General features: G+C 58.0%; 24 protein-coding genes. 10 read left to right on the forward strand and 14 right to left on the reverse strand.

The window, feature by feature from the left end; translation table 11 throughout:
* Nucleotides 1-15: 15 nt before the first annotated feature.
* Both B9Z42_RS01140 and B9Z42_RS01145 read left to right on the forward strand, forming a co-directional pair.
* Entirely contained in the window at nt 16-1047 is a 1032-nt protein-coding gene (locus tag B9Z42_RS01140) for a CDP-6-deoxy-delta-3,4-glucoseen reductase (RefSeq protein ID WP_100131497.1), read from the forward strand.
* Nucleotides 1048-1082: 35 nt separating this feature from the next.
* Complete coding sequence (locus B9Z42_RS01145) at nt 1083-2153, forward strand: tripartite tricarboxylate transporter substrate binding protein (RefSeq protein ID WP_100131498.1); 1071 nt, start codon at nt 1083-1085, stop codon at nt 2151-2153.
* A gap of 35 nt (nt 2154-2188) precedes the next feature.
* Here B9Z42_RS01145 and B9Z42_RS01150 read toward each other — a convergent pair whose 3' ends face one another.
* From B9Z42_RS01150 to B9Z42_RS01190, 9 genes are all read right to left on the reverse strand, one after another.
* Nucleotides 2189-2998: a phytanoyl-CoA dioxygenase family protein gene (locus tag B9Z42_RS01150; protein ID WP_100131499.1), complete on the reverse strand. Its 810-nt coding sequence runs from the start codon at nt 2996-2998 to the stop codon at nt 2189-2191.
* Nucleotides 2999-3003: 5 nt separating this feature from the next.
* Complete coding sequence (locus B9Z42_RS01155) at nt 3004-3732, reverse strand: ABC transporter ATP-binding protein (RefSeq protein ID WP_100131500.1); 729 nt, start codon at nt 3730-3732, stop codon at nt 3004-3006.
* Nucleotide 3733: 1 nt separating this feature from the next.
* On the reverse strand, nt 3734-4507 hold the full coding sequence (locus B9Z42_RS01160) for an ABC transporter ATP-binding protein (RefSeq protein WP_233203500.1): 774 nt from the start codon (nt 4505-4507) through the stop codon (nt 3734-3736).
* Between the two features lie 62 nt (nt 4508-4569).
* Nucleotides 4570-5673 (reverse strand): ABC transporter ATP-binding protein, encoded by a 1104-nt coding sequence (locus B9Z42_RS01165; RefSeq protein WP_100131502.1) that lies wholly within the window; start codon nt 5671-5673, stop codon nt 4570-4572.
* Between the two features lie 5 nt (nt 5674-5678).
* The gene (locus tag B9Z42_RS01170; protein WP_100131503.1) at nt 5679-6608 is read right to left on the reverse strand and encodes a branched-chain amino acid ABC transporter permease; all 930 of its coding nucleotides are present in this window, start codon (nt 6606-6608) and stop codon (nt 5679-5681) included.
* 3 nt (nt 6609-6611) lie between these two features.
* Nucleotides 6612-7901, reverse strand: coding sequence for a replication-associated recombination protein A (locus B9Z42_RS01175; protein WP_369806814.1), 1290 nt, complete (start codon nt 7899-7901; stop codon nt 6612-6614).
* Nucleotides 7902-7947: 46 nt separating this feature from the next.
* Nucleotides 7948-8502: a DNA-deoxyinosine glycosylase gene (locus B9Z42_RS01180; protein ID WP_233203476.1), complete on the reverse strand. Its 555-nt coding sequence runs from the start codon at nt 8500-8502 to the stop codon at nt 7948-7950.
* A 12-nt stretch (nt 8503-8514) separates the two neighbouring features.
* On the reverse strand, nt 8515-9198 hold the full coding sequence (gene lolA / locus B9Z42_RS01185) for an outer membrane lipoprotein chaperone LolA (RefSeq protein WP_100131804.1): 684 nt from the start codon (nt 9196-9198) through the stop codon (nt 8515-8517).
* Between the two features lie 31 nt (nt 9199-9229).
* Nucleotides 9230-11581 (reverse strand): DNA translocase FtsK, encoded by a 2352-nt coding sequence (locus tag B9Z42_RS01190; protein ID WP_100131505.1) that lies wholly within the window; start codon nt 11579-11581, stop codon nt 9230-9232.
* A gap of 102 nt (nt 11582-11683) precedes the next feature.
* Between B9Z42_RS01190 and trxB the strand changes: the two genes are divergently transcribed.
* The 3 genes from trxB (at nt 11684) to rpmG (ending at nt 13197) form a co-directional block, all read left to right on the forward strand.
* On the forward strand, nt 11684-12640 hold the full coding sequence (trxB, locus tag B9Z42_RS01195) for a thioredoxin-disulfide reductase (protein ID WP_100131506.1): 957 nt from the start codon (nt 11684-11686) through the stop codon (nt 12638-12640).
* A gap of 127 nt (nt 12641-12767) precedes the next feature.
* Nucleotides 12768-13001 (forward strand): 50S ribosomal protein L28, encoded by a 234-nt coding sequence (gene rpmB, locus B9Z42_RS01200; protein WP_100131507.1) that lies wholly within the window; start codon nt 12768-12770, stop codon nt 12999-13001.
* Between the two features lie 25 nt (nt 13002-13026).
* The gene (gene rpmG / locus B9Z42_RS01205; RefSeq protein ID WP_100131508.1) at nt 13027-13197 is read left to right on the forward strand and encodes a 50S ribosomal protein L33; all 171 of its coding nucleotides are present in this window, start codon (nt 13027-13029) and stop codon (nt 13195-13197) included.
* A gap of 164 nt (nt 13198-13361) precedes the next feature.
* Here the strand turns inward: rpmG and B9Z42_RS01210 are convergent, their stop codons facing one another.
* A complete protein-coding gene (locus B9Z42_RS01210; RefSeq protein WP_100131509.1) occupies nt 13362-14573 on the reverse strand; it encodes an acyl-CoA desaturase in 1212 nt (403 codons plus the stop codon).
* A gap of 55 nt (nt 14574-14628) precedes the next feature.
* Nucleotides 14629-15972: an RsmB/NOP family class I SAM-dependent RNA methyltransferase gene (locus tag B9Z42_RS01215; RefSeq protein WP_100131510.1), complete on the reverse strand. Its 1344-nt coding sequence runs from the start codon at nt 15970-15972 to the stop codon at nt 14629-14631.
* Between the two features lie 20 nt (nt 15973-15992).
* Here B9Z42_RS01215 and B9Z42_RS01220 point away from each other — a divergent pair, with 20 nt between their 5' ends.
* Nucleotides 15993-16235: a DUF1653 domain-containing protein gene (locus B9Z42_RS01220; RefSeq protein WP_100131511.1), complete on the forward strand. Its 243-nt coding sequence runs from the start codon at nt 15993-15995 to the stop codon at nt 16233-16235.
* Nucleotides 16236-16241: 6 nt separating this feature from the next.
* Here the strand turns inward: B9Z42_RS01220 and B9Z42_RS01225 are convergent, their stop codons facing one another.
* Nucleotides 16242-17357, reverse strand: coding sequence for an acyl-CoA dehydrogenase family protein (locus B9Z42_RS01225; protein ID WP_100131512.1), 1116 nt, complete (start codon nt 17355-17357; stop codon nt 16242-16244).
* Between the two features lie 15 nt (nt 17358-17372).
* Nucleotides 17373-18593, reverse strand: a complete 1221-nt coding sequence (locus tag B9Z42_RS01230; protein ID WP_100131513.1) for an acyl-CoA dehydrogenase family protein — start codon at nt 18591-18593, stop codon at nt 17373-17375.
* A gap of 107 nt (nt 18594-18700) precedes the next feature.
* Here B9Z42_RS01230 and purN point away from each other — a divergent pair, with 107 nt between their 5' ends.
* A complete protein-coding gene (gene purN / locus B9Z42_RS01235) occupies nt 18701-19291 on the forward strand; it encodes a phosphoribosylglycinamide formyltransferase (RefSeq protein ID WP_100131514.1) in 591 nt (196 codons plus the stop codon).
* 134 nt (nt 19292-19425) lie between these two features.
* Here purN and B9Z42_RS01240 read toward each other — a convergent pair whose 3' ends face one another.
* Entirely contained in the window at nt 19426-19983 is a 558-nt protein-coding gene (locus B9Z42_RS01240; RefSeq protein WP_100131515.1) for an HNH endonuclease, read from the reverse strand.
* Nucleotides 19984-20093: 110 nt separating this feature from the next.
* Between B9Z42_RS01240 and B9Z42_RS01245 the strand changes: the two genes are divergently transcribed.
* From B9Z42_RS01245 to lspA, 3 genes are all read left to right on the forward strand, one after another.
* Nucleotides 20094-21068 (forward strand): bifunctional riboflavin kinase/FAD synthetase, encoded by a 975-nt coding sequence (locus B9Z42_RS01245; protein ID WP_100131516.1) that lies wholly within the window; start codon nt 20094-20096, stop codon nt 21066-21068.
* 127 nt (nt 21069-21195) lie between these two features.
* Nucleotides 21196-24120, forward strand: a complete 2925-nt coding sequence (gene ileS, locus B9Z42_RS01250; protein WP_100131517.1) for an isoleucine--tRNA ligase — start codon at nt 21196-21198, stop codon at nt 24118-24120.
* 57 nt (nt 24121-24177) lie between these two features.
* Nucleotides 24178-24687: a signal peptidase II gene (gene lspA, locus B9Z42_RS01255; RefSeq protein WP_100131518.1), complete on the forward strand. Its 510-nt coding sequence runs from the start codon at nt 24178-24180 to the stop codon at nt 24685-24687.
* The last annotated feature ends 97 nt before the right edge of the window (nt 24688-24784 follow it).

Below are 24784 nucleotides of genomic sequence, written 5' to 3' on the forward strand. Positions count from 1 at the left end.
CAAGGATACCCAAAGATGAGTTTCAACATTACGGTCCAGCCCAGTGGCCGCACTTTCACATCAACGTCTGACGAAACCTTGCTCGCCGCAGGCATGCGCCAAGGCATTGGCCTGCCCTATGGCTGCAAAGACGGCGCCTGCGGTTCTTGCAAATGCAAAAAGATTTCGGGCGATGTGACCCATGGCAAGCACCAAGAAAAAGCCCTGAGCGCTGAAGAAGCCGCCAACGGCTTTGTGCTCACCTGCTGCGCTACCGCCCACAGCGATGTGGTGCTGGAGTCGCGCCAAGTGGTGGAAGAAGGCGCGTTTCCCATCAAGAAGATGCCGGTGCGCGTGATCTCTCTGGAGAAAGCCTCGCACGACGTGATGATCGTCAAACTCCAACTGCCCGCCAACGACGTGATGAAGTTTCACGCCGGTCAGTACATCGACTTTTTGTTGCGCGACGGCGATCGCCGCAGCTACTCGATGGGCAATGCGCCACACACCTTGGTCGCGGGCAGCCCCGCGATTGAATTGCACATCCGCCACATGCCCGGCGGCAAGTTCACCGACCATGTGTTTGGTGCCATGAAAGAAAAAGAAATTCAACGCATCGAAGGTCCGCAAGGCACCTTCTTCTTGCGTGAAGACTCAGACAAACCTTTGGTGTTCTTGGCTTCGGGCACGGGCTTTGCCCCGATCAAGGCCATCTTGGAGCACATGCAATTCAAAGGCATCACACGCCCTGTCACCCTGTACTGGGGTGGCCGCCGTCCTGAAGACTTGTATTTGAACGACTGGGTGCAAGCCCAATTGGCCAACATGCCCAATTTGACTTACGTGCCCGTCATCTCCAATGCCTTGCCTGAAGACAACTGGAGCGGCCGTACCGGCTTTGTGCACCAAGCCGTGTTGCAAGATACCCCTGACCTCAGCGGCTATCAGGTCTACGCGTGTGGTGCGCCCATCGTGGTGGACTCGGCGCGTGCCGACTACACCGCAGCAGGGTTGCCCGCCGATGAGTTTTACGCCGACTCGTTCACCTCGGCTGCCGACAAAGCCTGAGCCAACTCAGCCACCTAAGCCTCGAAAGCCTTCACATGCCCCACATTCAAACGCAAACCACAGGCGCCACCCACATCGCTGTCCATCGCAAGATTCAAGCGTCGTGGCCCCACATCCGACGCATCGGTGCCAATGTCTATCTGGGGCTGGGCTTAGGTCTAGGTTTGGCGACAGCGTCACTCACAGCCAACGCACAAAGCTTCCCCACCAAACCCATCCGTTGGGTGGTGGTGGCGCCTGCAGGCTCATCATTGGATGTGATCGCACGCGCCATGCAAGACCGCCTCAAAGACAATTTGGGGCAAGCGGTGGTGGTCGAAAACAAACCTCAAGCCGGTGGCACCGTGGGCACCAACGAAGTGGCCAAGTCAGCGGCCGATGGCTACACCTGGGTCATGTCGTACAACGGGCCTTTGTCGTTTGCGCCCTACCTTTACCCCAAACTGCCTTATCAGCCTTTGAAAGACTTGCAGGCGGTCATGATCACCACCTCGCAACCCAATGTCATTGCCGCCAACGTGCAACTGCCTGCCAACAACATGCGGGAGTTGGTCGGACTGCTGAAGGACTCTCCGGGCAAATACAACTTTGCATCGGTGGGCAATGGCAGCTCGTCGCACCTGACGATGGAATACATCAAGGCGGTCACGAACACCTTCACGGTTCACATTCCGTTCAACGGGAGCCCACCTGCGGTGCTCTCTACCTTGTCGGGCGAGACCCACTTGATTGCCTCCGTTCCCACGGTCATCGCACCCCAAGTCAGACAAGGTCGTTTGAAGTATTTGGCGGTCACCAGTGCGCAGCGTTACGCCTTGCTGCCCGATGTGCCCACGGTGGCCGAGAGTGGCTTGCCCGAACTGAAAGGCTTTGAAGCTTTGGCTTGGAACGGCGTGTTAGTCGCCGCTGGCACCCCGCGTGCCGTGGTGGACCGCATCAACAGTGCACTCAACGCAGCCTTGCAAGATCCCGCCGTCAAAGAGCGCCTCAAAGCGGCAGGACTCGAAGCCATCGGCGGCACGCCTGAGCAGTTCGCCAAGTTGATTCAAGATGAGTCAACCAAATGGGCGCCCATCATTCAACGCTCTGGCGCACGCATTGACTGAGCGCAAGTCGGTTTTAAACCGACTTTGAACCGACTTTAGGCTTGTCTGTGCCCCACTTGAAAATCGTTGCGTCCTGTGCGGTCTTCACCGCGTAGCAGCCACAAAGGACGCGTGCCGAAACTCACGGGCACACCGGTCTTGCCATCCATAGGGCGCAAGTCACGGTCAAACAAAGAGGTGCCAGGCATGAAGCGCAAAGCCACACCGGTTCGACGCTGGGTGGAGGTGTTGGCTTTGGCCCCGTGGATCATGTAGACGTCATGCATGGACATCTGGCCGGGCTGCAGCTCCAAATCAACCGCCTGCGCCTCGTCGAAAGTGCCTTCGGCCATGCGCTGGTTCAAGACCAAATCTTGGCGGTCTTCGTGCAGATGCTCGTGCAACACATGGTCACGGTGCGAACCAGGGACAACACGCAAACACCCGTTCTCACGCGTGCTGGGCTCCAGGGCCACCCAGACAGTACAAGTGGCCAAAGGACGAATGGGCCAGTAGTGACCGTCTTGGTGCCACGGTGTCTCAAACCCCTCACTGGCCGGTTTGCAAAACACATGACAGCCCCACAAGATGATGTCAGGCCCTATCAATTGCTCGACCAAATCCACAATCGGCTTGTGCATCGCAAGCTCTAAAAAGCGCTGACTGCCGTGCACGCCTTCGTCGTTGCGCCCCTCAATGTGGGCGCTCACCAGCTTTTCAGGGCGCACTCCTGGGTTGTTGGCAATCAGGGTGTTGAGGGCGTCTTGCAAGCCCTTGAGCAACTCCGGCTCCAAACGGTAAGGCGGAATCACAAAGCCTTGTGTTTGGTAGTGGGCGATGTCGTCGGCACTGAGTCGCTGGGTCATGGTGATTACGCTCCTAAATAAGCTGCTCGTACTTTGGGGTCATGCAACAGGTCTTGCGCGGGGCCACTGAGGGTGATCACACCCGATTCCATCACGTAGCCACGATCGGCAATTTGCAAGGCCCGGCTGGCATTTTGCTCCACCAGCAAAATCGTCACACCTTGGGCCGAGACCTCACAGATCACTTCAAAAATCTTGTCCACCATGATCGGCGACAAGCCCATGGATGGCTCGTCCAGCAACAGCATTTGGGGTCGGCTCATCAACGCACGGCCCATGGCCAGCATTTGCTGCTCGCCGCCCGACAAGGTGCCGGCCAGTTGATCGCGCCGTTCTTTAAGGCGAGGGAAGGTGGTGAACACGCGCTCGATGTCGTCGGTGATTGCCGCTTTGTCGTCACGCAGATAAGCGCCCATTTGCAAGTTCTCAAGGATGGTCATGCGCGTGAACACACCACGGCCTTCGGGCACCATGGCCAAGCCTTGTTGCACCAGGTTCCAAGGACCAAGGCCCGAGATGTTTTGGCCCGCCAACACAATCTGGCCGCCGCCCAAAGGCAAGAGCCCCGTGATGGCGTTCATGGTGGTGGTCTTACCCGCCCCGTTGGAGCCGATGAGCGAGACCAACTCGCCCTGCCTCACCTCAAAGCTCACGCCCTTGACGGCTTGAATGCCACCGTAGCCGACTTTGAGATCGCTGACCTTCAGCAGCACCTTTGCGTTGTGATCGGTCATATCAGTGCGCTCCCGTGCCGAGATAGGCGTCAATCACCTGCGCGTTGCGCTGCACCTCGGCGGGCGTGCCTTGCGCAATCACTTTGCCGTAATCGAGCACGGTCACGCGATCGCACAGGCCCATGACCAGCTTCACGTCATGCTCGATCAGCAAGACCGTGCGCTGGTCGCGCCGAATTTTGTCGATCAGCTCGCGCAACTGCACTTTTTCGGTGGCGTTCATGCCCGCTGCCGGCTCGTCCAAGGCAATGAGTTGCGGGTCGGTGGCCAAGGCCCGCGCAATTTCTAAACGCCGCTGGTCACCGTAACTGAGCGTGCGCGATTTGTAATCGGCGAGTGGCCCAATGCCCACGTAGTCCAGCAGTTCGCGCGCGCGTTGTTCAATCGCCGCTTCTTCGGCGACAAAAGCACGGGTTCTGAAAATCGCACCCAACAACCCAGAATGCGTGCGCACATGACGGCCCACCATCACGTTTTCGAGTGCGGTCATTTCGGCAAACAAACGGATGTTTTGGAAGGTGCGTGCAATGCCCGCTTGGGCCACACGGTGCACCTCGGTGGGCTGGTAAGGCTGGCCCGCCAATTCAAACTGACCGCTGTCGGGGGTGTACAGGCCCGTGATGACGTTGAAGAACGTGGTCTTGCCCGCGCCGTTAGGGCCAATCAAGCCATAGACCTGACCGCGCTCAATCCGCATGCCCACCTCGCTCAAGGCTTGCAAACCGCCAAAGCGTTTGGAGATGCCAGACACATTCAACACCCAATCGGCGGTCAGTCCGTGGGCCACGTTCGAAGAAGGGTTGGCCGTGCTGGCCGGGTTGCTGGTGCTGGTGCTGCTCATGCTTGACCTCCCGCTGCGGGCAAATTTTTGCCATGCTCAGGCGTAGGCCACAAGCCACGTGGCCGCCAAAGCATGATGACGATCATGGCCAGCGCAATCAACAGCTGACGCAAGATGGCCGCGTCCAAACGCCCACCCGTCATCTCTTGCAACGGCCCCGCCACATAGCGCAGGGCTTCGGGCAAAGCGGCCAACAACACCGCGCCCAAAATGACGCCGGGCAAATGGCCCAAGCCTCCCAAAACCACCATCGCCACAATCATCACCGACTCCATCAGGCTGAACGACTCTGGGGACACAAAGCCCTGAAACGACGCAAACATCGCCCCCGACACACCGCCAAAGGACGCGCCCATGCCAAAGGCCATGAGTTTCAAGTTGCGGGTGTTCAAGCCCATGGCTTTGGCCGCGATTTCGTCTTCACGAATGGCCATCCAAGCGCGGCCGATGCGCGAGTGTTCGAGCCGCGAACACAGCACCACGCTCACCACCACCAAGGCCAAGAACAGGTAGTAATACAGGGTCACCGAGGGCAGCTGAAAGAAGCCCAAATCCAAACGCCGCGACAGGGGGTAGCCAAAGACCGTCACCGCATCAATTTGCCCCAAGCCTTTGGGGCCATTGGTGATGTTGACGGGGTGGTCCAAGTTGTTCAAAAACACGCGGATGATTTCGCCAAAGCCCAGCGTGACGATGGCCAAGTAATCGCCGCGCAGCTTCAACGTGGGCGCACCCAGCAAGAGACCGAACAGCCCCGCCAAGCCCGCTGCCAAAGGCAGCACCAGCCACAAACTCATGTGCAAGCCATCTGGAAACAAGGTGGCGATGAGGGGAAACGTCTCGGTCAAATGGGGCGAGGCCATCAAACCAAACAAGTAAGCGCCCACCGCAAAGAAGGCCACATACCCCAAATCCAGCAAACCGGCGTAGCCCACCACGATGTTCAGGCCCAGTGCCAGCAACACATAGAGCAGCGACATGTCGGCAATGCGCACCCAAGCGTTGCCAAAGCTTTGCAGCACCAAGGGCAACACCAACGCCAAGCCCAAGATGAGCCAAGGTTGGTTGAGCCCGCGTTTAGAAAGATAAGTCTGTGTCATGTCCGTCAAGCCCGATCTGCCACACGCTCGCCCAACAGGCCCGAAGGCCGTAGCGTCAACACCACGATGAGCACGATGAACGCCAAAATGTCGGTGTAGTGGCTGCCCAACACGCCCCCCGTCCAAGCGCCCAAGTAACCCGAACCGATCGACTCAATCAGACCCAACAGCAGCCCGCCCACCACAGCGCCGGCCAAATTGCCAATGCCACCAAACACGGCAGCTGTGAAGGCTTTCAGACCCGGCAAAAAGCCCATCGCGTGCTGCACGGTGCCATAGTTCGACGCCCACATCACACCCGCGATGGTGGCCAGCACCGCACCGATGATGAAGGTGGCCGAAATCACCGTGTCGGGCTTCACGCCCATCAAGCTGGCGACGCGCGGGTTTTCTGCCGTGGCACGCATGGCACGTCCGAGCTGGGTGCGGTTGACCAACCAAGACAACACAGCCAGCGCCATGGCTGTGACCGCCAAAATCATGATCTGCGTGGGTGTGATGACCGCCTCGCCAATGGCAATGGGCGTGCTGGGCAACAGCGTGGGAAACGATTTGTAATTGGGCTTCCACACAATCATGGCGATGGTTTGCAACAAGATCGACATGCCGATCGCGGTGATGAGTGGGGCCAACTTGGGCGCATTGCGCAAAGGTCGATAAGCGATTTTTTCAATCGCAAAGTTCAGCGCAGCGGCTGCAGCCGAGGCCACCACCATGGAAATCAGCAAGATCACCCAACCCGGTGTGTCAGGCATGAGAGGCTGCAAAAGGCCGATGACCGACCAGCTGCACAAAGCACCGATCATCAGCACCTCACCATGCGCGAAGTTGATGAGGTTGATGATGCCGTAGACCATGGTGTAGCCCAGCGCCACCAACGCGTACATGCTGCCCAGCACCAAGCCGTTGATGACTTGTTGAAGCAAGACGTCCATTTGTTATTTACCTGCTTGTTGGTTTTTGTCGCGCAATTGGCGCAATTTGTCAGCGATTTTGATCTCTAAACCGCGCTCCACGGGACGGTAAAAGCCCGTACTTTCCAAGCCTTCGGGCATGTAGTTTTCGCCCGCCGCAAAGCCATCTTCTTCGTCATGGGCGTAGCGGTAGCCCTTGCCCCAGTCCATGTCTTTCATCATTTTGGTAGGGGCGTTGCGCAGGTGCATGGGCACGGGGCGCGTGCCGTCTTTCTTGACCAGGGCCCTGGCTTCTTTGTAGGCTTTGTAGACCGCGTTCGATTTGGGGGCGACTGCCAAATACACCACACACTCGGCCAGCGCCAGCTCGCCCTCAGGCGAGCCTAAGCGCTCATACACCTCGGCGGCATCCAGCGCCAGGCGCAAGGCGCGTGGGTCAGCCAAGCCGATGTCCTCGGCGGCCATGCGAATCAAGCGGCGGGCCATGTATTTGGGCTCAGCGCCGCCATCGAGCATGCGCACCAGCCAATACAAAGCCGCATCGGGGTCTGAGCCGCGCACCGACTTGTGCAGGGCGCTGATGGTGTCGTAAAACTGTTCGCCACCTTTGTCGTAACGGCGCATGCGTTCGCCCAGCACGCGCATCAGCCATGCGTCGTTGATGGCTTCTAGCTTCTCTCGGTTGGCCGCCACCGCCAAGGTTTCCAGCGTGTTGAGCAAGCGGCGGGCATCGCCATCGGCGTAGGCAATGAGTCGCTGCAAGGCGGCTTCATCCAGCGCAGGCACCGCACCCATGGCTTGCGCTTTGGCAATGATTTGCCCCAAATCTTGCTCGCTCAGCGACTGCAACACATACACCGCAGCGCGAGACAGCAAGGCCGAATTCACCTCGAACGAAGGGTTCTCGGTGGTCGCGCCAATGAAGGTGAACAACCCCGATTCGACGTGCGGCAAAAACGCGTCTTGCTGGCTTTTGTTGAAGCGGTGCACCTCGTCCACAAACATGATGGTGCGCTTGGGGTCGATGCCATCACGCTGGGCGATGGCCAAATCCACCGCTTCGCGAATTTCTTTCACGCCGCCCAACACCGCGCTGATCGACAAGAACTGCGCATCAAACGCATCGGCCATCAAACGGGCGATGGTGGTTTTGCCCACGCCGGGCGGCCCCCACAAGATGCAGCTGTGCGGTTGCCCCGACTCAAACGCCACACGCAGCGCCATGCCCTCGCCCAGCACATGCTGCTGGCCGATGACCTCACCTAAAGTGCGCGGCCGCAGACGTTCAGCGAGGGGGGTGTGGGTGGTATTCACAAGAATGTGGGGTGTCGTCAAAGGTCGAGAAAGTGTACCGAGCGTTTCAAGCGTGATCGTTAGGCGCGAGCATGCAGGGCGTGCTGTCCAGCCATTCACGCCAAGCCGCCAATTTACGTTCCAACGACCATGACGCATGGGCTGGGCTGGTAGATGGCAAGCGAGACACCGGCAAGCCCAAAGCGCGGGTCAGCACCGCGTGTTTGAAACTCTCGCCGCCATTGTGGCCAATCGCCACCAAGGCGGGGCAACGCACGCGTAAGCTGAGCAAGTCGTTGGGCACGGCGTTTTGAATGCGGCTGTCCAAGCTGCCTTCGCGCTCACACGACCCGTAAACGTCCCACAAACCGACGCCTTGGGCCAGCAACCATTGCGCACGTTCGGCATAGGCAAGCGTCAACACGTCAGGTCGATCGGGGGCCAATAAAGCGACCATGATTTTCCAAAATTGGTTGTGAGGATGGCCGTAGTACTGCTGTGACTTCAGCGATGCAACCCCCGGAAAACTGCCCAAAACCACCACCCGCGTGCGGGCATCAAGCAACGGCGGCAAGCCCAACAACACGTTCGGGCTGCGCTGAATGCCGACCTCAGTACTCACCCACTGCACGCCTCAAGGGCGCACCACATCAACGCCTTTGGGCGGCACAAAATTAAAAGCGGCATGCCCCAAGCTGCTGGGGTTGACTTCGAACCGCTCAAAACTCAGCACCGAGCGCTGGCCCAAGGCATCCAAAATATCCAGCTTGGCCAAGGCTGCGTAACCGCCGTCGAGGCGCAAGCCGATGCGAACCGACTGCAAGGCACTGTCGCGGGCTTTGGGCGTGGCTAGCACCCATTGCAGGCTCTCGGCATCGGGCTCGGCGGTCAAGGTAAAGTCTTTTTGCAAAGCGCCCAAGTCGGCGGCCGTGGCCACCAAGGCAGCAGGCGTGCTGGCCAAGGTTTGGGCCTGCTTGCGGGCTGTCACTTGTTCTAGGTCGGCGTCGTAGAGCCACAAGGTTTGACCATCGGCGACGATGACCATGGGGAACGGTTTTTGGTAATCAAAACGAAAGCGCGAGGGCCGTACAAAGGCAAAAGTGCCTGTCGATGTTTTGCCGCGCACAGTCTGCCCAGATTTGGCGGGCGGCGTGACCACTTGGGTGAAATCGGCGCGTCCGCTTTGGGTGGCTTTTAAAAATCGCTCTAGCGTGTCTAAGCTGCTGGCACAGGCCAGGCTGGCACTCAAGGCGCAGACGACGAGCACAGCACCACCGCGACGTATGCCGCGTTTTAAAAAAGCCAAATTGATGACCATGCCGCTTTCGGCCGGATCCTGCGCATCTTGCTTATTCATCTCTTTTAGGTACCAAAATTTCGCGCTGGCCGTTGTTGCTCATGGCGCTGACCATGCCGGCTTTTTCCATGTCTTCCACCAAACGGGCCGCACGGTTGTAGCCAATCTTCAAATGGCGCTGCACCAGCGAAATGCTGGCCTTGCGGTTTTTGAGCACCACCTCGACGGCTTGGTCGTACATGGGGTCTTTTTCAGCGGGTGCATCACCAAACAAATCGGGGCCTGCAGCATTGCCGTCGCCATCGAGCGTGCCACCTTCGAGCACGCCTTCGATGTAGTCGGGCTCACCTTTGCTCTTCAAGTAGTTCACGACGCGGTGCACTTCTTCGTCACTCACAAACGCACCGTGCACCCGCACCGGAAAGCCTGTGCCGCTGGCCATGTACAACATGTCACCCATGCCCAACAAGGCCTCTGCGCCCATTTGGTCGAGGATGGTGCGGCTGTCAATTTTGGAGCCCACCGAAAACGCAATACGCGTGGGAATGTTGGCTTTGATCAGACCGGTAATCACGTCCACACTAGGACGTTGTGTGGCCAAAATCAAATGGATGCCTGCTGCACGGGCCTTTTGCGCCAAGCGTGCAATGAGCTCTTCAATCTTCTTGCCCACCACCATCATCAAGTCGGCCAACTCGTCAATCACCACCACGATGTGCGGCAGGCGTTGTAAGGGCTCGGGCTGATCGGGGGTCAAACTGAAGGGGTTGTAGATGAACTCTTCACGCGCGGCGGCTTCGTCAATCTTGGCGTTGTAGCCCGCGAGGTTACGCACGCCCAGTTTGCTCATGAGCTTGTAGCGTTTCTCCATTTCGCCCACGCACCAGTTCAGGCCGTGTGCAGCTTGACGCATGTCGGTCACCACGGGGGCTAGCAAATGCGGAATACCTTCGTACACCGACATTTCCAACATCTTGGGGTCGATCATCAGCAGGCGAACATCGCGCGCTTCGGCCTTGTAGAGCAAGGACAAAATCATGGCGTTGATACCCACCGACTTACCTGAGCCCGTGGTACCCGCCACCAAGACGTGGGGCATCTTGGCCAAGTCAGCCACGATGGGATTACCCACAATGTCTTTGCCCAAACCCATGGTGAGCATGGACTTGGATTCGTTGTACACATCGGAGCCCAAAATTTCGCTGAGGCGAATGGACTGACGCTTGGCATTGGGCAGCTCCAACGCCATGTAGTTTTTACCGGGAATGGTTTCGACCACGCGAATGGACACCAGCGACAACGAACGCGCCAAGTCTTTGGCGAGGTTCAGCACTTGCGAACCTTTCACGCCAGTGGCGGGCTCAATTTCGTAACGGGTGATCACAGGGCCAGGCGACGCCGCCACCACACGCACTTCCACGCCGAAGTCTTTGAGTTTTTTCTCAATCATGCGGCTGGTCATTTCCAGCGTTTCGGGGGCCACGGTGTCTTGGCGAATGAGGGGGTCGTCCAGCAAATCGACTTGCGGTAAACGGGAGTCGGTCGCCGCGTCGGTGAACAAGGTTTTTTGGCGTTCTTTGGCCACGCGTGCACTCTTAGGCACCTCGATCACTTCGGGCTCAATGTGCACGGCGATAGGCGGGTGCTCTTTGATGTCCACACGTTCTTCAAACACCACTTCTTCGCGCTCACGGGCAGCGACCAAACCATAGGCCACGTCTTGCTCACGCTCACGGCGTTCACGCCACGTCTCGATGGCACCGTCCAACCAAGCGCCTAAGTTTTCAGCGGTCTGAGCCCACGAAAAGCGAAACACCCACGAGGCACCCACCACGCCAAACACAATAAAAATCAAACCCGATCCGTTGAAGCCCAACCACTTCAAGCTGGATGGGCCCACCACATAGCCCAGCACACCGCCGCTGACATGGCCGGGCAAGCGGTCTTCAAAGCGGTACAAACGCGTCCACTCCAAACCTGCGCTGCAAATCAGCAACAAAGCCAAGCCTATCCAAAACGCGAACTGGGTGTAGCGCCAACCGACAGGGTCGTCGTGTACCGAATCGTCATCACGCAAACGGTCGGCCAAGGCGGAGAGCCAGGCCACACTGGCCGCTGCAAAGCACCACCACACCGAGTAGCCCAGCAAAAAGAAGCTCATGTCGCCCAACCATGCGCCCAAGCGGCCGCCAAAGTTACGCACTGTGCCACCCGCCCCCGACGTGGTCCAAGCAGGGTCCAGTGGCGAATGGGTGATCAGGGCCAAAAACCAAAAGGTCATGAACACAAAGCCAGCGGTCAGCGCAATTTCTTGCGCAAAGCGTCGCCAGCCAGTCGGTTCGCGGTCCTTGTCAGCGCCAGAAGCGCGGGTTTCGTTTTTGAGGGTGTTGAGCGAGTAAGTCATGTTTCAAGAGAGAGCTTACCCGAGAGGCAGCCTGACGCAACGCAGGGCCATGGGGGCTTTCTTACAATCTAGCTCTTATTGTCTCTTTGGATAGCGCGCCTCATGTCTAATTCCCAACACGCTCAAGTTTTGATTCTCGGCTCTGGCCCTGCTGGCTACACAGCCGCCGTCTACGCAGCACGCGCCAATTTGAAGCCCCTGCTGATCACCGGCATGGCCCAGGGCGGCCAATTGATGACCACCACCGAAGTCGATAACTGGCCCGCCGACGTGCACGGCGTGCAAGGCCCCGAGCTGATGCAACGTTTTCAGCAACACGCGGAGCGCTTCAACACCCAGATCGTGTTTGACCATATCAACAAAGTCGATTTCTCCAAGCGCCCCTTCACTTTGACGGGCGACAGCGGCACCTACACCTGCGACACCCTCATCATTTGCACGGGCGCATCGGCCAAGTACCTCGGTCTGCCCTCTGAAGAAGCCTTCATGGGCCGCGGCGTGTCAGGCTGTGCCACCTGCGACGGTTTCTTCTACCGCGACCAAGTGGTCAGCGTGGTGGGCGGCGGCAACACGGCCGTGGAAGAAGCACTGTATTTGTCCAACATCGCGTCCAAGGTTCACTTGGTGCATCGCCGCGACACGTTCAAGGCCGAAGCGATCATGATCGACAAGCTCATGGAGAAAGTCGCCGCAGGCAAGATCGTGCTCGAAACCCACAGCACCTTGGACGAAGTCTTGGGCGACGCGTCTGGCGTCACCGGCATTCGTTTGAAGAGCACGAAAGACGGCAGCACCCGTGATTTGGCGACCCAAGGCTGCTTCATCGCGATTGGCCACTCACCCAACACCGGCATTTTTGAAGGCCAACTGGACATGAAAGGTGGCTATTTGCTGACCAAGAGCGGTTCTGAAGGCTTTGCCACCATGACCAGCGTACCTGGCATTTTTGCGGCCGGCGACGTGCAAGACCACATTTACCGCCAAGCGATCACCAGCGCTGGCACTGGCTGCATGGCCGCTTTGGACGCCCAGCGTTTCTTAGAGCAAGGCGCTCACTGATCAAAGCGACTTAAAACGCGCTACAATTTCAGGCTTTGCTGGATTCAGCGAAGTTGGGTTACCGCCACCCTTTCTGGCGAGGTGAGGCGCTCGTGTGAACGACCGCCGTTGAATATGGAGTGTCCACATGGCACGCGTATGTGAAGTCACGGGCAAAGGCCCTATGTCTGGGAACAACGTTTCCCACGCTAACAACAAAACAAAACGCCGTTTTTTGCCTAACCTGCAATACCGCCGTTTCTGGGTAGAGACTGAAAACCGTTGGGTTCGCTTGCGCGTTTCTAGCGCAGCTCTGCGTTTGATCGACAAAAACGGCATCGACGCCGTGTTGGCTGACTTGCGTTCGCGCGGTCAAGCTTAATTCCAGTTACTGAAAGGACACGATCATGGCATCCAAAGGCGGACGCGAAAAAATCAAGCTGGAATCGACAGCCGGCACAGGTCACTTCTACACGACCAGCAAAAACAAGAAAACAATGCCCGAGAAAATGTTGATCATGAAATTTGATCCCAAAGCTCGCAAGCACGTTGAATACAAGGAAACCAAACTGAAGTAATTCAGGTTGGACCTCAACAAATAACCCGCTCATCGTTTGATGGCGGGTTTTTTGTTGTCTGTACGAAACTAAGCTCATGTGCACTGCGGGCTCAGCTGTGCGGGATTGACGTCGCCCAAAAGAAAAGGCACCCGAAGGTGCCTTTGTCTTGAGCGCTGTATTGTTTACACGCGTGCAGCGCGCATCTGCATCGAGAACTCTTGCAGGGCAGCAATGCCGCTGGCCTCAGCGCGTTTGCACCACGCTTGCAGGTCTTGCGCCAGCTGAGCGCGGTTGAGGTTGGTGTTGAGCCACAACTGGCGCAGCTCTTCACGCATCTTCACCATGGTGTCCACATTGGGCAAGGCAGCGCGGGCAAGGGCTAACTGCTCGGCGACCGTTGCAGGCACCTTCTCGGCATCGCGGTGCATCCAACGCTTGGCTGCCGCCAACACCGCTTCAGTGGGCAAGGTCGGCAGGTTGGACAACTCTTGGTTCATCGTCAAACGCAATTGGCGTGCGTAATTGGCCATCACCTCGTAGCGGTTGGCAATGACGGCTTCTAAGGTCTTTTCGTCAGCCACAGGCTTGATATCGCCAAAGGCCAATTTCGGCACAGTTTTCTTCACGGTGGCAAGACCACAGGTTTCCAAAATTCGAATGTAGAACCAACCTAAGTCGAACTCGTAGGGCTTGACCGACAACTTGGCCGATGTGGGGTACGTGTGGTGGTTGTTGTGCAACTCTTCGCCACCAATCAGGATGCCCCAAGGGGAAATGTTGGTACTGGCATCGGTTGCCTCAAAATTGCGGTAACCCCAGTAGTGCGCTGCCCCGTTGATGATGCCGGCGGCTGTGATGGGAATCCACATCATTTGCACGGCCCAAACGGTGAGACCCAAGGCGCCAAACAAGGCCAAGTTGATGATGAGCATCAACGACACACCCCACACGGAATGGGGGGTGTAGAGGTTGCGCTCGATCCAGTCGGTGGGTGTGCCGTGGCCGAAACGATCCAACGTCTCTTGGTTCTTGGACTCTTTGCGGTACAGCTCAGCACCGGTGAACAACACGGTTTTGATGCCATGCACATGCGGGCTGTGTGGGTCTTCCGCTTGCTCGCACTTGGCGTGGTGTTTGCGGTGAATCGCTGTCCACTGCTTGGTCACTTGGGCGGTGGTGAGCCACAGCCAAAAGCGGAAAAAGTGTGCCACGACAGGGTGCAAATCTAGCGCACGGTGCGCCGAATGACGGTGCAAATAAATGGTCACACTGGCAATGGTGATGTGGGTGAGCACCATCGTGACCAAGAAAACTTGCCAGCCAGAGAAATTCAAAAGGCCATTGCTCAACCAGTTCAAGGTTGCGTCAAGCCAAGCCCATTGGGGTAACAACATGTCAGAAACTTTCAATTCAATTGAATAACGAGCAGCGAGTTTAAGTGGGATAGCCTTATTTGGCTACCCAAACTGCCGCGAAGAAGCCATCCGTGGCATGTATGTGGGGCCAAAGACGCAAATACAAGCCGTCAGGTGTGCAAAGCTTGTCGGCATTGGCCACCTTCAGCTCGGTCAAGGTGTCGACGGCCGACAAAGGCACGAAGTTAGGGTGCGCCGCGCTGAAGGCTTGGGCAATGGCCTCGTTCTCTTCAGGCAACACGCTGCACGTGGCATACACCAGGCGACCACCCGACTTCACCAAACGCGCAGCGCTGGCAAGAATCGCAGTCTGCTTCTCGGTCAACTCTTGCACCGCCTTGGGCGATTGACGCCACTTGAGATCGGGGTTGCGGCGCAATGTGCCTAAACCTGAGCAAGGGGCATCCACCAACACACGGTCGATCTTGCCGCTCAAGCGTTTGATGCGCTCGTCGCGCTCATGCGCAATCGCCGAAGGGTAAACGTTCGAGAGCTTGCTGCGCGCCAAACGCGGCTTCAACGACTCCAAGCGGTGTGCCGAGGTATCAAAGGCGTACAAACGACCCGTGCTGCGCATGGATGCGCCCAAGGCCAAGGTTTTGCCGCCTGCGCCTGCACAAAAGTCGACCACCATTTCGCTGCGCTTGGCGTCAAGCAGCAGGGCTAACAACTGCGAGCCTTCGTCTTGCACTTCTATCGCGCCACGCGCAAAAGCGTCCAAATTCGACAACGCCGGTTTGCCTTCAATCCGCAAACCCCAAGGCGAAAAAGGCGTGTCCACGGCCTTGATGCCCGCCAACTTCAACTCATGTTGCACATCGGCGCGTTTGTCGGTGAAGGTGTTCACGCGCAAGTCGAGCGGCGCACCGCCGTTCAAACGCTCGACCAACGGCCAAAAGCCCTCGCCCACTTGGGCTTTGAGCGGCTCTACCAACCACTCGGGCATGTTGTGGCGATGGCGATCCATCAAATCAGTGGGGTTCACCGCTTCACAAGCTTCGAGCCAGGCAGCTTCTTGCTTGTTCAGGGCGCTGATCAAAAAGTCCAGCGCTTGGCTGCCGGGTTGTTGGTGACGCTTGGGTTGGTTGGACGCAGGCTGAGGCGCCGCGTGCTCTTTCAAATGCTGGGCAAATCCCAAAATCGCCAAACGGCGCTCTTTGGGCCCCGAGCCTGAAGGGGCGAAATGGTCGAAGCGCAATTTGTTGCGCAACACGTTGTACGTGGTTTCGGCTAAGGCGGCGCGCTCACGCGGGCCGAAGGCGTAGGTCTTACGGTAATCACGAAAAAACTTAGAAACCACCGCGTCAGCAGGGTGGTCAAACTTCAAAGTGAGGCGAACGAGCTCAGTACAAGCTTCAAGAAGGGCTTTTGGATGCATAGGGTGTATTGTCCCACCCTATGAACGACCAAGACCTGACCCCACTCCAAGAAACCCCAACCGGACTCTACCGCCACTACAAAGGCGGCCTGTACGAGGTGATTGGCACCGCCAGACACAGCGAAACCCTAGAGGTGATGACGGTTTACCGTGCTCTCTACGGCGAACATGGCCTGTGGGTGCGCCCCGCCGCCATGTTCACCGAGCAAGTGACGATTGAAGGCGTGTTGCAACCACGCTTTCAAAAAACCGCCACCGCCTAGAAACGCTTAAGCAAACACCCCTGCGGTGTCTTGCATGTACGCCGACACTTCGCCCAAGTGGTGCAAGGTGTCTCCAAAGGTCATTTCAAGTTGCGTGAGCTTCTTGAAATAGTGGCTGACGATGTACTCGTCGGTCACCCCAATGCCACCGTGCAACTGCACCGCTTGTTGGCCCACAAAACGCATGGACACGCCCAATTGGTACTTGGCGCGGCTCATGGCGCGACGACGCTCGAGCGCGGGGTCATTGAGCTTCAAGGTGGCGTAGTAGCTCATGGAGCGGGCCAACTCAAGCTGCATCTTCATGTCGGCCAAGCGATGGCGCAGGGCTTGGAAACTGCTGATGGCCACACCAAACTGCTTGCGCATGTTCATGTAATCAATCGTGATGGTCACGGTTTTATCCATCACGCCCACGGCTTCAGCGCACAAAGCAGCAACGCCAATATCCACAGCATGCTCCAAGGCGGTTTGGCCATCGGCCGTCACCAGCTGCGCAGAAGCGTTGTTCAAATGCAGTTCTGCCGCGCGGCTGCCGTCTTGCGACACATAGCCCTTGGCCGACACGCCAGCGGACGCGCGCGCCACGATGAACAACGCCAATTTGCCGTTGGCCACCGCAGGCACCAAATACGCATCGGCCATGTCACCTGCGGGCACCACGCTCTTGGCACCCGTCAACGTCCAGCCCGTGCCCACTGGCGTGGCTTGTGTTTTACAAGCTGCCAAGTTGTAGCGCCCTGCGCGCTCTTGCTGCGCCAGCACCACCAAAGCTTCGCCGGAGGCCACTTTGCCGCACCACTCGGCTTGTACGTCAGCAGGCGCATAACCCGTCAACACCGCGCCCGCAATCAGGGTGTGTGCCAGAGGTTCAAGCACGATGCCGCGCCCCAACTCCTCCATCACCACCATGCCCTCGACAGGACCCATGCCCAAACCGCCCAGCTCTTCAGAGACATACAAGCCGCCCAAGCCCAGCTCGGTCAACTCGGTATAGGCCTCGCGCGAAAAGCCGCCCGCAGCCACGATGCCACGGCGACGCTCGAAGTCGTAGCCTTTATCCACCCATTTGCGCACCGCATCGCGCAGTTGTTCTTGGTCGTCAGAAAAATTGAAATCCATGATGAATCCTTGTGTTTAGCCCAGCACCACTTGCGCCACGATGTTGCGTTGCACCTCGTTAGAGCCGCCGTAAATGGTGGTTTTACGCATATTGAAGTAGGTCGACGCCAAAGGCGCGCTGCCCATGTCGCCGTTGGGCCACAAGCTGCTGAGCGCTTGATCGCCTTGGTAACCGGCTTGCATGGCCTCTTCAATGAACGGCACGCTGGCAGGGCCAGCCGCCAACATCATCAACTCGCTGTAACGCTGCTGAATTTCGCTGCCCTTGATTTTGAGCAAGCCCGCGATGTCCAGCGACTGCTTGCCTGACTTCTCGGCCGACAGCACACGCAGCACCAGCATTTCCAGCGCCACCACATCCACCTCCAGCTTGGCCACTTCGTCGCGGAAGCGTTGAGCTTCTGCACCACCCGTGGCGGGGTCGTACACGCCCTCGGCCTTGGCAATGCGCTTCAAACGCTCCAACTCGCGCTTGGCGCGGTTCACGTCGGCAATGTTGGTGCGCTCGTGCGCCAGCAAATGCTTGGCATACGTCCAACCCTTGTTCTCTTCGCCCACCAAGTTTTCGACGGGTACTTCGACGTTGTCGAACCACACCTCGTTCACCTCACACTCGCCGTCGAGCAGCTTGATGGGTCGCACGCTCACGCCGGGAGACTTCATGTCGATCAGCAAAAACGAAATGCCGGTCTGGGGCTTGCCCTCGTTGCTGGTGCGTACCAAGCAAAAAATCCACTCGCCAAACTGGCCCAAGGTGGTCCACGTTTTTTGGCCGTTCACGATGTACTTGTCACCCACGCGCTCGGCGCGGGTTTTGACCGAGGCCAGGTCAGAGCCCGAACCCGGCTCGCTGTAGCCTTGGCTCCACCACACATCGCCGCTGGCGATGCCAGGCAAGAAGCGCTGTTGTTGCTCGGCATTGCCAAACGCCATGATCACAGGCGCCACCATCACGGGGCCAAACGGCACGATGCGCGGGGCACCGGCCAACGCGCACTCTTCTTCGAACAAATGCTTTTGCACCGCTGTCCAACCGGGGCCGCCAAACTGCGTGGGCCAACCGTAGCCCAACCAGTTTTTAGCGCCCAAAATCTTGGCCCAACGCTGCATGTCTTCACGCGTCAGACGCAGCGCGTTGTGCACCTTGTGCGACAAATCTTTGGGCAAATTGGCGTGCACCCAAGCACGCACTTCTTGGCGAAAAGCCTCTTCTTCCGGGGTGAAGGCCAAATCCATGACGGGTTCCTTTAGTTTGACGAATGCGATGTTTTAGCACGACCGTGCTCTTTTTCTTGTCCAGACCACGACAAACGAGGGCAAACCCTGATTGATAATTTACCCACATGAAAAATATCGTGATCTTGATTTCTGGCGCTGGCTCCAACATGGCCGCCATCGTGCGCACCGCAGAAAAGCAAAACTGGACCCAACGCCTCAACGCCCGTGTCAGCGCCATCATCAGCAACAAAGCGGACACAGAAGGCTTGGTGTTTGCCAAAGAACACGGCATTGCCACCGTTGTGGTGGACCACAAAGCCTTCGCTGGCGAACCACAACCCCGCGAAGCCTTTGACGCTGCGCTGATGGCCGAAATCGACAAACACCAGCCCCACCTTTTGGTTCTGGCCGGATTCATGCGCATCCTCACCCCAGGCTTTGTGGCGCACTACGAGGGTAGGCTCATCAATATCCACCCCTCACTGTTGCCTGCCTTCACAGGTTTAAACACCCACGCACGCGCCATCGAAGCCGGCTGTAAATTTGCGGGAGCTACTGTGCACCGCGTCACCGACCAGCTCGACCATGGCGACATACTGGCCCAAGCCGTGGTGCCCGTGCTGGATGACGACACCGCAGACACACTGGCTGCCCGGGTGTTGACGCAGGAGCATTTGATTTATCCGAAGGCCGTGGCGGCGTTGTTAGCCCATTAACAAAGGTCGAGTGAAGAAACTCGCAGCTGAGAGTGGTATGGCCAGCTGACGATTTTTGGTACCCCAGCATGAGGAAGCTGGCCATACCACTCTAAGCGGAGCAACAGCCCACAGGCCGGAGCTAACGCAAAAACCTAAGCCATCAGCCGAGAACTTTTAGGCACATGCGCCATCAAAAACTCCATCTGGTCCGCCAAGATACGGCGGTTACGCAAGATGAAGTCTTCCCACAACGATGGCTCGTAAGGCGTGTACAACAACGGCATGCGCGCTTGCTCAGGGGTGCGATTGCCCTTGCGGTGGTTGCACGATTTGCACGCTGTCACCACGTTCATCCACACATTGGGGCCGCCTTGGCCGACGGGACGAATGTGTTCGCGGGTGAGTTCTGATTCGTGAAAGTGGTCACCACAATAAGCGCAGACGTTGCGGTCACGGCTGAAGAGCTTGTCGTTGCTCAGGCCGGACTTCAAATCAAACGGGTTGATATTGGGCACGCCTTTGGTGCCGATGATGCTGTTGACCGTGATGATCGATTGCTCACCCGTGATGGCGTTGGTGCCGCCATGAAACACCGCCACCTCGCCGCCAGATTCCCAGCGCACTTCGTCGGCCGCGTAATGGAGGACCGCTTCTTCCAGCGATATCCACGACTGCGGCAGCCCTTGGGCAGACAGTTTCAAGACTTTCACACCTCACCTCCATTCGCTTGCAAAAACGACCGTTTGGGAATGCACATCTATCGCTGACAATATACCTTTATTGGGTGACAGTTTCATGTTCGTCGCCCCACACTCAAATCATGCAAATTTTTCGAGGCTTCCATCACCCGCAATTGGCCAAAGCCTGTGCTTTGACCATCGGTAACTTTGACGGCGTGCACCGTGGTCACCAAGCCATGCTGGCCCTGCTCAACAGCGAAGCGCGCCACCGTGGCGTGCCCAGTTGTGTGATGACGTTTGAGCCGCATCCGCGCGACTTCTTTGCTTCAAAGCTGAGCCAACCCGACTTGGCACCTGCCCGCATCGCCACGCTGCGCGACAAGTTCAATGAGCTCAGCGCCTGCGGTGTTGATCAATGTGTGGTGTTGCCGTTCAACCACGCCTTTGCCTCGCAACAGCCGCAAGCCTTCATCGAAGAGGTGTTGGTCAAAGGCTTGGGCGTGAAATACGTGCTGGTGGGGGACGACTTCCGCTTTGGGGCTAAACGCGCGGGCGATTACGCCATGCTCGATGCGGCAGGCACCGCGCAAGGCTTCGATGTAGCCCGTATGAACAGCTACGAAGTCCGCGGCCTGCGTGTGTCAAGTTCTGCCGTTCGCGAGGCCATGGGCCGTGGCGCCATGCAAGAGGTGGCGCAGCTGCTGGGTCGCCCCTACGCCATCTCGGGCCATGTGGTGCATGGCCGCAAGTTGGGCCGCGAGCTGGACTGCCGCACACTCAACTTGCGCTTCACCCACTGGAAGCCCGCCGCCAGCGGCATCTTCGTGGTGCAGGTACACGGTTTGGCCGAACAGCCCCTCGCAGGCGTGGCCAATTTGGGCATTCGCCCCTCGCTTGACCCGACCGATGTGAACGGTGGCCGCGTGCTGCTTGAAACCCATTGCCTCGACTGGCCCGCCCACCTAGGCGCTGAGGGGGGCTACGGTAAAATCATCCGTGTGGAACTGCTGCACAAATTACACGACGAGCTGAAGTACGACGGTCTGGACGCCTTGATGCAAGGCATACACAAAGACTGCAACGACGCACGCGCTTGGCTCGCAGCCCGAATTTGACGGGGCGTGCAGCCCCTTCCGCTGCACATTGCCCCGCGCCTTTTTTTCCTCGTCTGCCCAGATGCCGCCCTTTAAACGCGGATCTCACAGACACCGCCCAGATTTAAGCCTCCGACCTGAGACAGCCATGACCGACAAAGCCACTCCCGCATCCACCGACTACCGCGCCACCCTCAACATGATGGACACCCCGTTCCCCATGCGAGGCGACTTGCCTAAACGCGAACCCGCTTGGGCCAAACAATGGAACGAAGAAGGGTTGTACAAAAAACTGCGCGTGGCCCGCCAAGGCGCACCGCTGTTTGTGTTGCACGACGGCCCGCCCTACGCCAACGGCAAGCTGCACATCGGCCACGCGCTGAACAAAGTGCTGAAGGACATGATCGTCAAGTCCAAGCAACTCGCTGGCTTTGACGCGCAATACATCCCCGGTTGGGACTGCCACGGTTTGCCCATCGAGAACGCCATCGAAAAACTGCACGGCCGCAAACTCAGCCGCGATGACATGCAAGCCAAGAGCCGCGCATTCGCCACCGAGCAAATTGACCAACAGCGCGAAGACTTCAAACGCTTGGGCGTCTTGGGTGACTGGGAGCGCCCCTACCGCACCATGGACCCCGCCAACGAAGCCGGCCAACTGCGCGCCTTCAAACGCGTGATGGAACGCGGCTTTGTGTACCGTGGCTTGAAGCCCGTTTACTGGTGCTTTGACTGCGGCTCGTCACTCGCTGAGTTTGAAATTGAATACGCCGACAAAAAGAGCGACACCTTGGACGTGGCCTTTTTGTGCGCCCAGCCCGAGAAACTGGCTTCTGCGTTTGGTTTACCCAAACTCGACAAAGAAGCCTTTGCAGTCATCTGGACCACCACCGCGTGGACCATCCCTGCCAACCAAGCGCTCAACATGAAGGCAGACATTACCTACGCGTTGGTCGACACCGAGCGTGGTTTGTTGATGTGCGCGGCCTCGTTGGTCGAGAAATGTTTGGCGCGTTGGAAGCTCGAGGGCACGGTCGTTGCCACAGCCACGGGCGACAAGCTGGGCCTGATTGAATTCAACCACCCACTGTCACACGTGGACGCTGGCTACCAACGCACCGCCCCCGTGTTCTTGGCCGACTACGTGGGCGAAGGCGACGGCACAGGCATCGTGCACAGCGCGCCTGCCTACGGCGTGGATGACTTCAACTCATGCATGGCCAACGGCATGAAGTACACCGACATCTTGAACCCCGTGCAAGGCAACGGCGCCTACGCGGCGGACTTCCCGCTGTTCGGTGGCCAGCACATCTGGAAGGCTGTGCCCGTCATTCTGGAAGCGCTACAAAACGCAGACCGCTTGATGGCCACACAAACCATCACGCACAGCTACCCACACTGCTGGCGTCATAAAACGCCCGTCATCTACCGCGCTGCGGCGCAGTGGTTCATCCGCATGGATGCGTTTGACAGCACCACCGAAAAAACCACCGGCAAGTTCATCACCGACAAGTCGTCGCATTCATTGCGTGAACTGGCGTTGAACGCGATTGATAAAACGCACTTCTACCCAGAAAACGGCCGCGCACGTTTGCGCGACATGATTGCCAACCGTCCCGATTGGTGCATCTCGCGCCAACGCAGCTGGGGCGTGCCCGTGCCGTTCTTCTTGCACAAGGACAGCGGCGAGTTGCACCCACGCACCATGGCCATCATGGACCAAGCGGCCGACATCGTCGAAAAAGGCGGCATCGAGGCATGGAGCCGCGTGACAGTGGAAGACATCCTCAACCAGCCCGGCGACGACGCAGCCAGTTACACCAAGAGCACCGACATCTTGGAGGTGTGGTTTGACTCAGGCTCCACCTTCCAACACGTGCTGCGTGGCAGCCACAAAGATGCCTATAACTTTGGCGTGAACCACCGTGCGCCCTTCCACGCCTCGGCTGACAACTCAACCCCTGAAGCCGATTTGTATTTAGAAGGCCACGACCAACACCGCGGCTGGTTCCACAGCTCCTTGTTGCTCGGCTGCGCCTTGTACGACCGCGCCCCCTACAAAGGCCTGCTGACCCACGGCTTTGCCACCGACGGCCAAGGCCGCAAGATGAGCAAGAGCTTGGGCAACACGGTCGCGCCACAAGAAGTGAGCGACAAGATGGGCGCTGAAATCGTGCGCTTGTGGGTGGCATCGACCGACTACTCGGGCGACTTGAACATCGACGACAAAATCTTGGCCCGCGTGGTCGACGCGTACCGCCGCATCCGCAACACCCTGCGTTTCTTGCTCGCCAACGTGAGCGACTTTGACCCAGCGACAGACGGCGTGGCGTTTGATGACTTGTTGGAAATCGACAAGGTCGCGCTGTCCCGCGCCGCCCAAGTGCAAGCCGACATTCGCGCGCACTTTGATGCGTATGAGTTCCACCCTGTGGTGTCGAAGTTACAGCTGTATTGTTCAGAAGATTTGGGCGCGTTCTATTTGGACGTGCTCAAAGACCGCTTGTACACCACAGCGCCAAAATCACTCGCTCGTCGCAGCGCACAAACCGCGTTGCACCAAATCACCCAGGCCATGCTGCGCTGGATGGCGCCGTTCCTCAGCTTCACGGCTGAAGAGGCGTGGACGACATTTGGTACGTCGGAATCAATCTTCTTGGAGACTTTCACCCACTTCGGCGAAGTCAATGCCGAGCTGATGCACAAGTGGCGCACCGTGCAACAGGTGCGCGAGTTGGCTAACAAAGAAATCGAAAATAAACGCACCGAAGGTTTGGTGGGGGCATCGCTGCAAGCCGAGTTGGTCATCCACTGCGATGGCGCAACCTATGACGCGCTGGCCTCGCTGGGCGAGGACTTGAAGTTTGTGTTCATCACCTCCAAGGTCGCACTCGTCAAAGGCGAAGGCTTGACGGTTGAAGTCAAAGCAAGCGTTGCCACCAAGTGTGACCGCTGCTGGCATTACAGCGACGATGTGGGCGAAAACGTGGCGGTTAACCCCGCTCACCCCACCCTGTGCGGCCGTTGCGACAGCAACTTGCATGGCAGCGGTGAAGTGCGTCACTTCGCTTAAACCTTGGTGCTTCAACACTGACGCCTTCACCCTGAACTCCACACCTCAAAGGCCCCTATGGCACGCCCCTCCCTCGTTCGCAAAGGCAACAGCCACACGTCTTACTGGCTGTGGCTGGGTTTGGCCTTGGTGGTGTTGCTCGCCGATCAGTTCACCAAGGTGTTGATCGTCAGCACCTACAGTTTGGGTGAAGGCTTTCCAGTCACCAGCTTCTTCAACATCGTGCGGGTCCACAACACGGGCGCAGCCTTCTCGTTCCTCGCTTCAGCGGGTGGTTGGCAACGTTGGTTCTTCACGGGGTTAGGCTTGGTCGCAGCCACAGTGATGGTGTGGATGCTCAAGAAGCACCCCAACCAAAAGCTGTTTGGCTTTGCCATTGGCTGCGTTTTAGGCGGGGCCATTGGCAACGTGATCGACCGCTTGCTTTACGGTTATGTGGTGGACTTTCTTGACTTCCATTACGCGGGAATCCACTTCCCAGCGTTCAACGTGGCTGACAGTGCCATCACGGTAGGCGCGGCGTGTTTGATCTTGGATGAAATTTTGCGCGTGAGGCGCGGTCACTGAGGCTGACACGGGCCATCCAACTGACTTAGAAACGAAAAAGCCTTGCTGAATTTCAGCAAGGCTTTTTTAGTCTGATCCACCCTACGCCACATCACCT

Source organism: Limnohabitans sp. B9-3, assembly GCF_002778325.1.
GTDB lineage: Bacteria > Pseudomonadota > Gammaproteobacteria > Burkholderiales > Burkholderiaceae_C > Limnohabitans > Limnohabitans kasalickyi.